Annotated in this window: 10 protein-coding genes; 6 read left to right on the top strand and 4 right to left on the bottom strand. The window is 60.8% G+C overall.

The genetic code is table 11. The annotated features are described in order from the left end of the window. Positions 1–20: 20 nt before the first annotated feature. The gene (locus CEW89_RS17410) at positions 21–593 is read right to left on the bottom strand and encodes a hypothetical protein (RefSeq protein WP_157779907.1); all 573 of its coding nucleotides are present in this window, start codon (positions 591–593) and stop codon (positions 21–23) included. Positions 594–841: 248 nt separating this feature from the next. Between CEW89_RS17410 and CEW89_RS17405 the strand changes: the two genes are divergently transcribed. Then, on the top strand, positions 842–1,903 hold the full coding sequence (locus CEW89_RS17405; RefSeq protein ID WP_096806754.1) for a YeeE/YedE family protein: 1,062 nt from the start codon (positions 842–844) through the stop codon (positions 1,901–1,903). Between the two features lie 80 nt (positions 1,904–1,983). Here the strand turns inward: CEW89_RS17405 and CEW89_RS17400 are convergent, their stop codons facing one another. Then, entirely contained in the window at positions 1,984–4,176 is a 2,193-nt protein-coding gene (locus CEW89_RS17400) for a primosomal protein N' (RefSeq protein ID WP_096806753.1), read from the bottom strand. 132 nt (positions 4,177–4,308) lie between these two features. Between CEW89_RS17400 and fsa the strand changes: the two genes are divergently transcribed. From fsa to CEW89_RS17380, 4 genes are all read left to right on the top strand, one after another. Then, entirely contained in the window at positions 4,309–4,962 is a 654-nt protein-coding gene (gene fsa / locus CEW89_RS17395; protein ID WP_096806752.1) for a fructose-6-phosphate aldolase, read from the top strand. 178 nt (positions 4,963–5,140) lie between these two features. Further along, on the top strand, positions 5,141–5,857 hold the full coding sequence (locus tag CEW89_RS17390) for a DUF484 family protein (RefSeq protein WP_096806751.1): 717 nt from the start codon (positions 5,141–5,143) through the stop codon (positions 5,855–5,857). Next, the gene (locus tag CEW89_RS17385) at positions 5,854–6,786 is read left to right on the top strand and encodes a tyrosine recombinase XerC (protein ID WP_096806750.1); all 933 of its coding nucleotides are present in this window, start codon (positions 5,854–5,856) and stop codon (positions 6,784–6,786) included. Before CEW89_RS17390 ends, CEW89_RS17385 begins: the two co-directional genes overlap by 4 nt. A 77-nt stretch (positions 6,787–6,863) precedes the next feature. Next, the gene (locus CEW89_RS17380) at positions 6,864–7,058 is read left to right on the top strand and encodes a hypothetical protein (protein WP_066705986.1); all 195 of its coding nucleotides are present in this window, start codon (positions 6,864–6,866) and stop codon (positions 7,056–7,058) included. Between the two features lie 102 nt (positions 7,059–7,160). Here the strand turns inward: CEW89_RS17380 and ileS are convergent, their stop codons facing one another. Together ileS and CEW89_RS17370 are read right to left on the bottom strand one after the other, a co-directional pair. Continuing rightward, on the bottom strand, positions 7,161–10,097 hold the full coding sequence (gene ileS, locus CEW89_RS17375; RefSeq protein WP_096806749.1) for an isoleucine--tRNA ligase: 2,937 nt from the start codon (positions 10,095–10,097) through the stop codon (positions 7,161–7,163). 341 nt (positions 10,098–10,438) lie between these two features. Next, positions 10,439–10,618 carry a hypothetical protein gene (locus CEW89_RS17370; RefSeq protein WP_096806748.1) on the bottom strand — a complete coding sequence of 60 codons (180 nt, stop codon included), beginning with the start codon at positions 10,616–10,618 and terminating at the stop codon, positions 10,439–10,441. 291 nt (positions 10,619–10,909) lie between these two features. Here CEW89_RS17370 and CEW89_RS17365 point away from each other — a divergent pair, with 291 nt between their 5' ends. After that, positions 10,910–11,329 (top strand): group III truncated hemoglobin, encoded by a 420-nt coding sequence (locus CEW89_RS17365; protein WP_096807290.1) that lies wholly within the window; start codon positions 10,910–10,912, stop codon positions 11,327–11,329. Positions 11,330–11,704 lie beyond the last annotated feature (375 nt).

Genomic DNA, 11,704 nt, shown 5'->3' with positions numbered 1-11,704 from the left:
AGGGTGCCGAGTGCGAACGCTCAGCTCCCGAGTTTCCTGATCACATCCTCACGCAGATACTCCCAAAGCCCATTGTGATCCCAGCGCTCCCGGTTGTGAGTCAACCACTCGCGCAAGATGGGCTCCTCCTGTACCGTGCAGTCCCCATCGCGAAACTGGACCAGGAGTGCTGACACAAGATCCAGCCCTTTCGCAGACCGAGTTTCGTTTGGCTCACAAAGTTCCAATGCCTCAAGGAGCGCCTGCGTATCATATTCTGCAAGGATCAAATCTTCATCCTGAGAAAGGAAGTACTCATCCTCATGTGCGATCCAATAGGCCAGCGCCTCCGGCGACACACCAGAATACGACACACTTGAGCCCCACGTATCCTTCCCCCCACACCAGATACATGAAAACGGAATTTCCATACGCACGCTTTCGAGATGACCGGCAACCTCGTCCAGAAACCGTTCGTTCTCCCCCTTGCAATCCCTGCATGTCCACATCTGATGAACGGAATAAGCCGTTTGGGCCGTTTCCCGGGTTTTGAAAATATCCGCCCCCTTGTCACGGACCCACCTGGCAATCCGCGCTTCTTCCATGCGGCGCATGTTAATCGCGTCGGAGCCCCGCCGTTTGGTCTCGGCGGAATCTCGTCTTATTTGCCTCCCGACATCGCGCTTTCTTCGCGCATAGTTTCGCAACTGAGAAAACAACGATCTCAAAACACTTCGCCTTCCAATACCTGCGGCATTACTGATTACATTGGCATGAAACCTGATCAAAGCCAAATCGTTGCATCGCGAACAGAGCCCTTTAAACTTGCACGAAATCTGTGTGCGGAAGGAGGAGAAAAACCATGGATATTCTGACCCTTGTCGAGGGTATCGGGGAAAGCCCGACGACCGCTCTGTTCGGCCTGTTGACCGGGCTTATTTTCGGCGTCTCGGCGCAACGCTCGCAGTTCTGCCTGCGCGCAGCCACGGTCGAGTTTGCCCGAGGTCGCCTCGGCCCGAAGGTCGCCGTCTGGTTCCTCACGCTCTCCACCGCCATCGTCTGGGTGCAAGGCGCCCAGCTTATGGGCCTGTTCCGCGAAGCCGACGCCCGCGTCATGGCGGTGCCCGGGTCTTGGTCCGGGGCGATCATCGGCGGGCTGATGTTCGGCGCGGGTATGGTGATGTCGCGCGGCTGTTCGGGACGTTTGCTCGTGCTCGCCTCCACCGGCAATCTGCGCTCGGTTGTCTCGGGCCTGATCTTCGCCGTCACCGCCCAGATGAGCCTCCATGGCATCCTCTCGCCTTATCGCGACCGGCTCGCCTCGCTCTCGATCACCGGGAGCGAAAACGTCAATCTCCTGAACGCACTTCACCTTCCAAGCGGCTCCGGCCTAGCCCTCGGCCTCGCCTTTGCGGCCCTCGCGCTCTTTCTCGCCGTCAAAAACCAGATCGGGCCGAAAACATGGATTTTCGCCTCGGGCGTGGGCTTTGCCGTCGCCGTCGGCTGGTATCTCACATGGCAACTGGCGCAGGTCGCCTTCGATCCCGTGCCGGTCTCCTCCGTCACCTTCTCCGGCCCCTCGGCCAACACGCTGATGTTCTTTCTCGACCGCAACGCCGTTCTGGAATTCGACGTCGGCCTCGTTCCGGGCGTGGTGATCGGCGCTTTTGCCACCTCGATGATAGCGGGTGAATTCCGCTGGCAAAGCTTCGATTCCGTCCCCGTCATGCGCCGCTCGATGATCGGGGCGGTGCTCATGGGCTTCGGCGCGATGCTGGCGGGCGGCTGCGCCATCGGCAATGGCGTCACCGGCAGCTCGGTCTTCGCCGCCACAGCCTGGCTCGCGCTGTTCTGCATGTGGATCGGCGCGATTGCCACAACACTTCTGATCGACAAACAGGCAGATCCCGCACTGGCCTGTTAATGCTTCTTTTGTCTAACAATATCCCCGGGTGAGCTTGGCGCGGGGAACCCGCGCCAAGTGAGGGGCAGCGCCCCTCACCCTCACCAGAACGATTGCGGATCAATATCAACCTGCAAACGCACATTGGCGGGCAGTTTCACCTGCCCGATCCACTCCGAAATCGCCACCTGGATCGGCGCGCTTTTGTCGGCCTTGACCAAGAGCCGTATGCGATGCCGCCCGCGCACCCGCGCAATCGGCGCAGGTGCCGGGCCGAAAAGCTGGGCGTTTATCCGCTGCAAAGGCCCGGCAATGCGCGCCAGATGATTGGCAACATCGGAGACCACAGCCAAATCCGGCCCCGACAGGATAATCCCCGCCATCCGGCCATAGGGCGGCACGCCCGCCATCTTGCGTTCGGCGGCCTCGGCGCGCCAAAACCCTTCCTCATCGCCCGCGAGAATGGCCCGGATCACCGGATGCTCCGGCTGATAGGTCTGGAGCAAAGCCACGCCCTTTTTCTCCGACCGCCCCGCGCGCCCCGCCACCTGTCGCATCAGCTGAAACGTCCGCTCGGCGGCGCGCAGATCGGAGCCTTGCAGTCCCAGATCGGCGTCGATCACGCCCACAAGCGTGAGGTTCGGAAAATTGTGCCCTTTGGCGACCAATTGCGTGCCGATGATGATATCCGTGTCGCCCTCGGCAATCAGCCGGATTTGTTCCTTCAAAGCCCGCGCCGAGGCAAAAAGATCCGACGACAGCACGGCGCATTTCGCTTCCGGGAACCGCTCCGCCACTTCCTCGGCCAGCCGCTCCACGCCGGGTCCGACCGGCGCAAGACGCCCCTCGACGCCACAGGAGGGGCAGGCCTCCGGCATCGGTTTTGTTTCGCCGCATTGGTGGCACACGAGGCGTTTGAGGAACCGGTGCTCGACCATCCGCGCATCGCAATGGTCGCATTGGATTTGATAGCCACAGGCCCGGCAAATCGTCACCGGCGCATAGCCGCGACGGTTGAGAAACAGGAGCGACTGCTCGCCCTTCTCCATCCGCTTGCGCACCGAGCCGACCAGCGCGTCAGAAATAAACCGCGTCGCCGGAAGTTTCTCGCTCCGCATGTCGATCGCGTGCATATCGGGCATCACGGCGGGGCCATAGCGGCTCTCCAAATCGAGGCGCTTGTACTTCCCGGCCTCGACATTCGCCCATGTTTCCAGCGAGGGCGTCGCAGAAGCCAGAACCACCGCCGCCGAACAGAGCGACGCACGCAAAACCGCCATGTCGCGGGCGTTGTAATGCACTCCGTCTTCTTGCTTGTAGGAGCCGTCATGCTCCTCATCGACGACGATCAGCCCGAGGTTCTGAAACGGCAGGTAAAGCGCAGAGCGCGCCCCGATCACCACCTGCGCACCGCCTTGGCCGACCATTTTCCAAACCCGGCGACGTTCGGTCATGGTCACGCCCGAATGCCATTCGGCGGGGCGTGCGCCAAAGCGTTCCTCGAAGCGGGTCAGAAAGGCGGAGGTCAGCGCGATCTCCGGCAAAAGCACCAAAGCCTGACGCCCATGGCGCAGACATTCGGCGACGGCTTCGAGATAGACTTCGGTCTTGCCGGAGCCGGTGACGCCTTTGAGAAGCGTCGTGGAATAGCGTTCAGCGGCCACTGAGTCGCGGAGCGCAGCGGCGGCTTCCGATTGCGCCTCGGTCAGGTCTTTGCCGGGGGCCTCCGCATCGAGACGGCGATAGGGCAGATCGCGCGGCGTGTCCTCTTCGAGGATCGCGCCCGAGGGCAGAAGCCCCTTGATCACCGACGTCGTCACATCCGCCGCATCCGCCAGTTCCTTGAGCGTAAAGGCCAGCCCGCCGTATTCTTCCAAAGTGTCCAGAACCTTGCGCCGCGCGTCGGTCTCGCGCGGCGGGCGGCCAGTCCCTCGCCGGTACACCTTGCGCATCGACGGCGGGTTCATCAGCCCCGGCGCACGGGTCGCCAGCCGCAGCATGGCGGGCATGGGCGTCAACGTGTAAGCCGCGACTTTCTCTAGGAAAAGCCGCATTTCTTCGCGCATGGGCGCAACATCGAGAACGGTCGAGACAGAGCGCGCCTTGGAGAGATCGAAGCCCCCCGCCCCCGCGCCCCAGACACAGCCCAAAACCTTGCGCGGCCCCAAAGGCACTTCGACATAGGCGCCAAGCTCGACCCCGCCCTCGGGCGCTTTGTAATCCAGCGTCCGGTCCAAGGGTTCGGTGGTCAGCACGGCGACAAGCGCGCCTTCGGGGAAGAAATCGGCATCCATGGATCAGAGATAGGAGGTTTGCTCGGGGCAAACCAGCCTCACTTTTGCAGTCTCCCCCTCCATGGCCCCCTTTCTCTGAAGCGCGCATTGCACTATGTACGCGCTAACAGTCAGGCGAAAGGAGAAGCGCCCATGAAATTCTTTGTCGATACCGCAGATGTCGATGCGATCCGCGAGCTCAACGATCTGGGCTTTGTCGATGGCGTCACCACCAACCCGTCCCTGATCAAGAAATCCGGTCGTGACATCCTCGAAGTTACCAAGGAAATCTGCGACATGGTGGACGGTCCGGTGTCCGCCGAAGTCGTCGCCCTCGATTACGATAGCATGGTCATCGAAGGCCGCAAGCTTGCGACCATCGCCGACAACGTGGTGATCAAACTTCCGCTGACGCTCGACGGCCTGAAAGCCTGCAAGACGCTCTCCGGCGAAGGTCATCAGATCAACGTCACGCTCTGCTTCTCCGTCAATCAGGCGATCCTCGCGGCCAAAGCCGGTGCGACCTTTATCTCTCCCTTCGTCGGTCGTCTCGACGACATCAACCTCGACGGGCTGGAGCTGATCGAAGACATCCGCACGGTTTACGACAATTACGGCTTCGAGACCGAAATCCTCGCCGCCTCGATCCGCAGCGTGAACCACATTTCCGATTGCGCGAAAATCGGCGCAGACGTGATCACCGCACCGCCCGCCGTGATCAAGGCCATGGCGAACCACATTCTCACCGACAAGGGTCTGGCGCAGTTCGTGAAAGACGCCGAAGACGCCGGGATCAAGATCGTCTGATCCGATCCGCTCAGAAAAATCAAAGAGTCCCCCGCGCCACAGGTTCGGGGGATTTTTTATGCCTGACGCGAGGACGGCCCCGCCTGCGGCCACAAACAATTGCGCCCGCCCCCGGTTTTCGGGCATAGTCGAAACAACGACCGGAAAACCGGCGGATCGAGACAGTAGACGAGGCACCATGAGTACCCAGCTTCCCCGGGCGATCACGCCCTTGGCCGATGAATTGCGCGAAAAGATCATCTCCGACCCGGATATGGTGCTCGAAGATCTGGACGTGATGCGCGCCCTGATCGCCGCGAATGAGCGTAGCACCGGGGCGAATGTGGTCGATCTGCGCGGGCTGGCGATGGAGCGGCTCGAAGAGCGGCTTGGGCGGCTCGAGGACACCCATCGCGGCGTGATCGCCGCCGCCTATGAGAACCTCGCCGGGACCAATCAGATTCACCGCGCCGTGTTGCAGCTTTTGCAACCGACGCAATTCACCGAATTCCTCAACGCGCTCTCAGGCGAGGTGGCCCAGACGCTGAGGATCGACAGCGTGAAACTTCTGCTCGAAACCAAGGTGACCGAGGAAGAGCCCGCCATTCATAAACTCGGCAAGGTACTCCTGACCGCCGAGCCCGGTTTCATCGAGACCTATATCACCTATGGCCGCAATGTGCCCGTGCGCCCCGTCACCCTGCGGCAGGTCTCGCCCGAGGCCGATCTGATCCACGGTGACGGCTTCGTCCATTCCGAAGCGCTGATGACGCTCGATCTCGGCCCCGGGCGTCTGCCCGGCCTGCTCATCTTCGGCGCGGAGGACCCGCATATGTTCCGCCCGACGCAGGGCACCGATCTTCTGGCCTTCTTCGCCGGTGTGTTCGAGCGGATGATGCGCCGTTACCTCGGATGAGCCTCGCGATTTCAGACGGCTTGCGGGATCGGCTTTCGAGCTGGCTCGATCACGAGCGAGCGCTGAAATCCGCCTCGGAGCACACGATCACCGCCTACGCGCGCGATGTCTCCGGCTGGCTGTCGTTTCTGGCCGGGCATGAGGGCGGCACCTTCGGCGTGGCCCAGATCGCCCGGCTCAGGATCACCGACATGCGGGCCTGGATGGCGCATGAGCGCAGCCGGGGCGTGGCGCCGCGCTCGCTGGCGCGGTCCTTGTCTGCGGTCAAGACTTTCACTCGCTGGCTGGCCGAACGCGACGGGTTCGATCCGACCGCGATCCTGTCCACCCGCTCGCCGAAATTCCAAAAGAAACTGCCACGCCCGCTGTCTCCGGACGCCGCCCGCGATATGCTGTCAACGGTCGAGATGCAGCATGACGAGCCATGGATCGCGGCGCGCGACGTGGCCGTGGTGACGCTGCTCTATGGCTGCGGGTTGCGGATTTCAGAAGCTCTGTCGCTGACCGGGAATGCCCTGCCTTTGGGCGAGGTCATTCGCATCGTCGGCAAGGGCGACAAGGAGCGGATCGTGCCGGTCCTGCCCGCCGCGCGCCGTGCGGTAGCCGAGTATGTCCGGCTTTGCCCCTATGAGATGACGCCCGACGCCCCGCTGTTTCGCGGCAAACGCGGCGGCGCGCTCAATCCCCGGCTGATCGCCAAGGTGACGGAAGCCGCGCGCATGCAACTCGGCCTTCCCGCCTCCGTCACGCCCCACGCCATGCGCCACTCCTTTGCAACGCACCTCTTGAATGCGGGCGGCGATCTGCGGGCGATTCAGGAGCTTTTGGGCCATGCCTCTCTGTCGACGACGCAGGCCTATACGGCGGTCGATGGGGCGCGTCTGCTCGAAGTTTACGATGCCGCCCATCCGCGCGCGAAAAAGGCGTGACGCTTTAATCCTCCTCACCTTTTGTTCACCTCTCTCTGCCTATGCTGAGCTAAGATCAGGGGAAAACGGGGAATGACATGTCAGAGACTGACACGGGACCGGAGGGTGAGCGACCGAAACTGCAAGAGGTCGCAACCGTCACACGCATCACTCAGGAAGATTTCCTTGCGCAACTCGCGCAGATCGTCGCGCTTTACGATCAGGACGGCGATGGCGTTCTGACCGATGAAGAATGGAAATGGGTGGAGGACGCGTTCCGCGACGCAGGGTGAAAAGTCAGGCACCTCCCTCGAAGGGCGAGAAATGAAAAAACGGGGCCGAAAGCCCCGTTTCAGTGTGTTCGATACTGGCCGCGCGCCTGAAACGCGTGACGTTTAGCCAAGCGCCTCGTCGCAGCGCCCGCAGACACCCGCGTGACCATGGGTGCCCACATCCGGCAGGATTTTCCAGCAACGCTGACATTTCTGCCCTTCGGCCTTCTCGAAAACGACGCCGATCCCCTCGACCTCGCCTTCGAGGCGGAAGGCCTCGTTCGGCGCCGGATCGCCCGTGAGCGTGATCCCGGAGGTGATGCAGAGATCGTCAAAGTCGATGGATTTCAGCGCCGCCAGAAGCGCCTGATCCTCGACATGCACCGTCGGTGCGGCTTCGAGAGACGCGCCGATCACCTTGTCACGACGCTGCACTTCGAGGGCGGCGGTCACGACGCGGCGTGCCTTGCGGATACCGGCCCATTTCGAGGCCAGAGCCCCATCAAGCCAGCCCGGCGCGGCCTCGGGGAAGTCCACGAGATGCACGGAGCTTTCGTCCCCCGGGAAGCGTTCCAGCCAGACTTCCTCCATCGTGAACACGAGGATCGGAGCGAGCCAGGTGGTCAAACGGTGGAACAGGATGTCCAGCACGGTCAGCGCCGCGCGACGACGATCCGTGTCCCCGTCGCAATAGAGCACGTCCTTACGGATGTCGAAATAGAAGGAGGACAGATCGACGGTCGCAAAGTTGAACACCGCCTGCCAGACGCCCGAGAAATCGAAGGTTTCGTAGCCCTCGCGCACCGTGGTGTCCAACTCGGCCAGACGATGCAGCACCCAGCGCTCCAGCTCCGGCATGTCGCGACAATGCATCCGGTCGGCTTCATCGAAGTCTCCGAGCGAGCCGAGGATAAAGCGCATGGTGTTGCGCAGGCGACGGTAGCTGTCCGCCACGCCTTTTAGGATTTCCGGCCCGATCCGCTGATCGGCGGTGTAATCCGTCTGCGCCACCCAAAGCCGCAGGATGTCAGCACCGTATTGCTTGACGATCTGCTCCGGCACGATGGTGTTGCCCAGAGATTTGGACATTTTCATGCCCTTCTCATCGAGCGTAAACCCATGCGTCACAACATTTTTATAGGGCGCACGACCTTTGGTGCCACAGGCCTGCAACAGCGAGGAATGGAACCAGCCACGGTGCTGATCGGTGCCTTCCAGATACACGTCCGCGATACCGTCAGGCGTGCCGTCTTCGCGGTCACGCAGCACGAAGGCATGGGTCGAACCGGAGTCGAACCACACGTCCAACACGTCGAAAACCTGTTCATACTCATCCGGGTTCACGACATTGCCGAGCACGCGCTCCTTGAAGCCCTCTTCGTACCAGACATCCGCGCCTTTTTCCTCGAAAGCGGCGGAGATGCGGGCGTTGACCTCGTCATTGCGCAGAAGAAACCCGTCCTCGGTCGGCAACAGGCCCTTTTTCGTGAAACAGGTCAGCGGCACACCCCAGGCACGTTGACGCGAGAGCACCCAGTCGGGGCGGTTCTCGATCATCGAGTACAGACGATTGCGCCCGGTCTGCGGCGTCCATTTCACCAGTTGGTCGATGGAGGTCAGCGCGCGGGTCCGGATCGTATCGCCATAGGTGTCCATACCGTCATCGAGTTTACGGTCGACCGCGACAAACCATTGCGGCGTGTTGCGGAAGATCACCGGGGCTTTCGAACGCCACGAATGCGGGTAGCTGTGCTTGATCTTACCGCGCGCCATGAGACCACCCACTTCGGTCAGCTTGGCGATCACGGCGGCGTTGGCATCGCCCTCCCAATCGCCTTTCTTCGGCTTGTCGCGCAGGATGCGTTTGCCGCCGAAGAAGGGCAGATCTTCGCGGAAGCTGCCGTCGTCCATGACGTTATAGGTGATCACCTGCTCGAGCATGCCGAGATCGCGGTAGAGCTCGAATTCTTCCATCCCGTGCGAGGGCGCGCAGTGGACAAAGCCCGTGCCCTCGTCATCGGTCACGAAAGGCGCCGCGCGGAAGTCGCGCAGGTCGTCCCATTCGCCATTGGCGCCTTCGGCCCCTGCGAGCGGGTGCAGAAGCCCCAGCCCTTCGAACTCAGAGGTCGGCACATCGCGCACGCGGGTCCATTGATCCTCGGAGAGGCGCGCCTTGGCAAAGCATTGCGCCGCGAGTTTATCGGCGAGGACATATTTCTCCCCGACCTTAAGCCAGCACTCGTCCGGCGTGCCCGTCACCTCGTAGAGGCCGTAGTTGTAATCGGCACCGTAGACCACCGCCTTGTTGGACGGGATGGTCCAAGGCGTGGTGGTCCAGATTACGACATAGGCGCCCTGAAGGTCCGTACCCTCATTGGCGACGGCGAATTTCACCCAGATCGTCGGGCTTTCCTTGTCGTGATATTCGACTTCGGCCTCGGCCAATGCAGTCTCTTCGACTGGCGACCACATCACGGGTTTCGAGCCTTGGTACAACGTGCCGTTCATCAGGAATTTCATGAACTCCTCGGCGATCACCGCCTCGGCATGGAAATTCATCGTCAGGTAGGGATCGTCCCACTTGCCGTAGACACCCAGCCGTTTGAATTCCTCGCGCTGGACGTTCACCCATTCATCGGCAAAGGCGCGGCATTCCTGGCGGAAATCCACCACCGGGACCTCGTCCTTGTTCTTGCCCTTTTCGCGATATTTCTCTTCGATCTTCCATTCGATCGGAAGGCCGTGACAATCCCAACCCGGCACGTAACGCGCGTCAAACCCCATCATCTGATGCGAGCGCGTGATGATGTCCTTGATCGTCTTGTTCAGCGCGTGGCCGATGTGCAGATGCCCGTTGGCGTAGGGAGGGCCATCGTGCAGCACGAAGGATGGGCGACCGTCCGCCTTACCCTTGGCGCGAAGCGTTTCATAAACGTCGATCTTGGCCCAACGCTCCAACCAGCCCGGCTCGCGGTTCGGCAGGCCCGCGCGCATCGGGAAATCGGTTTTCGGCAGATTGAGCGTGTCTTTATACTCGGGTGTGGTCGTCTCGGAACACATGTTTTTGTCCTTGGGAGGAATGGTCGGAAAATTCGAGGGCGGCGCGGGTCTCCATACGCCTTGTCCCGGCGGCTCGTAGGATCTTTGAGATCAGAGCGCCGGGCTGATAATTCGAATAATGATCGCGACCATGAATGTCATAAGCGCCTTATAGGACGCGGCTTGCGGGCGGTAAACCCGTCTTAACAGGGGCCGTATATGAAAACCGGATAGGAAAAAGGGACGCCGCAGACCCTGTCTGAGGCATCCCTTTCTCATGTGCTGTCTGGCGAGAGGGCGGCGTGGCTGGCCTGGGTGTTGCCTGGCGTGCTTCGGTCGCTGTCTGGCTGGAGCGCGTAATCTCAGGCGGCGTTTTGTTCGAACTGACCGCACCAGTCGTCGGATTTCACAACCGGCCACATGCCTTTGTGTTCCGCTTCGGTCAGGAAGGTCGGCGGGTTGAAACGGCATTCGCCTTTGGCGTCGGTTTCGGCGGCTTTGATTTCAAAGAAGGCGCAGGTTTTGCAGGCTGTGTCAGACATGGTGAGACTTCCCAATTCGGGCTCATAGGTTTTGGCTATTTGGCTGAAGTGGCTGGGAGAATGGCTGCCTGCGATGGGTGGCGTTTCGTCCTTGCTGAGATTGATATAGGCGTGACGCACAGGAGAGATCAAGAAGAATATTAAACAAAATCAATTGATTGACAGATTCACTTAACAACAAAAACACTCAGAAATGAAAAATAAAACAGTCGGAATATGCGCGACATTCCGGCACTGGTGAAAAAAGACCATCGAGAATATACCTTTAGCGAAACGCTCAAGGAGCCCCTGATGTCAGAGCCTCGTTCCGCCCTGCCCCCGAAATTCGAGATCAGCCATGAGGACATGGACCGCGTGCTCACACGTTTCTATGCGGGTGTACGTCAGCACCCCGAGCTCGCCCCGGTGTTCGGCGCCCATGTCGAGGATTGGCCCGCGCATGAGGAGAAAATCGGCCGCTTCTGGCGCAATGCGATTCTGCACGAACGGCAATACGACGGCTTTCCGCAGCGCGTCCACCTGATGGCGCCGGAGGTGAAAGAGCATCATTTTGCCATGTGGCTTGGGCTTTTTGACGAAACGCTGAATGCCGAGCTGGACCCGGAGACGGCGGCCAAATGGTCGGAAATGGCGCATCGCATCGGGCGGGCGTTTCGCATGGGGATCGTCAGCCGCGACCAGCCGAAAGACGCGCCGCCGAAGCTGTTTTGAGCCTTATTTATCTTCGGCGGACAATCTCATGAATATAAAAACGATTGGGATCGCCTTTTCGCTTGGCATCTTTCTCGGGTGGTCGGCACGTTACATGCTCACGCCATGGAACATCCGTGAACAGGCCTCTCTCTTCGCTTGGGGGGGAACGCCTGAAATCCATGAACGGCGTCGGGCGGGACGGGAGCCTATCCGGAGATCGGGACCTATTTGACGCACATGGGGACTGCCTGCCCAACGCGGAGCTGGCTCTGCTCTTGATCGAACAGACTGAACTCACCGCCATTTACCGTTGCCACGAAATCATCAAAGGGACAGAAGTCGTCGGAGAACTCGTCGTCCAATCCTTTAGAGAGGCCTACGGATCTTATTCGG

It is taken from the genome of Celeribacter ethanolicus (assembly GCF_002407265.1).
GTDB lineage: Bacteria > Pseudomonadota > Alphaproteobacteria > Rhodobacterales > Rhodobacteraceae > Celeribacter > Celeribacter ethanolicus.
Note: the sequence above shows the minus strand (reverse complement) of the source record. Positions and strands in the feature narration are given on the sequence as shown.

What these genes read in the sequence shown, in the direction of transcription:
- ileS (WP_096806749.1), bottom strand. Translation starts at nt 10,097, where the DNA reads ATGTGTTCCGAGACGACCACACCCGAGTATAAAGACACGCTCAATCTG.
- CEW89_RS17370 (WP_096806748.1), bottom strand. Translation starts at nt 10,618, where the DNA reads ATGTCTGACACAGCCTGCAAAACCTGCGCCTTCTTTGAAATCAAAGCC.
- CEW89_RS17410 (WP_157779907.1), bottom strand. Translation starts at nt 593, where the DNA reads ATGCGCCGCATGGAAGAAGCGCGGATTGCCAGGTGGGTCCGTGACAAG.
- fsa (WP_096806752.1), top strand. Translation starts at nt 4,309, where the DNA reads ATGAAATTCTTTGTCGATACCGCAGATGTCGATGCGATCCGCGAGCTC.
- CEW89_RS17390 (WP_096806751.1), top strand. Translation starts at nt 5,141, where the DNA reads ATGAGTACCCAGCTTCCCCGGGCGATCACGCCCTTGGCCGATGAATTG.
- CEW89_RS17380 (WP_066705986.1), top strand. Translation starts at nt 6,864, where the DNA reads ATGTCAGAGACTGACACGGGACCGGAGGGTGAGCGACCGAAACTGCAA.
- CEW89_RS17365 (WP_096807290.1), top strand. Translation starts at nt 10,910, where the DNA reads ATGTCAGAGCCTCGTTCCGCCCTGCCCCCGAAATTCGAGATCAGCCAT.
- CEW89_RS17385 (WP_096806750.1), top strand. Translation starts at nt 5,854, where the DNA reads ATGAGCCTCGCGATTTCAGACGGCTTGCGGGATCGGCTTTCGAGCTGG.
- CEW89_RS17405 (WP_096806754.1), top strand. Translation starts at nt 842, where the DNA reads ATGGATATTCTGACCCTTGTCGAGGGTATCGGGGAAAGCCCGACGACC.
- CEW89_RS17400 (WP_096806753.1), bottom strand. Translation starts at nt 4,176, where the DNA reads ATGGATGCCGATTTCTTCCCCGAAGGCGCGCTTGTCGCCGTGCTGACC.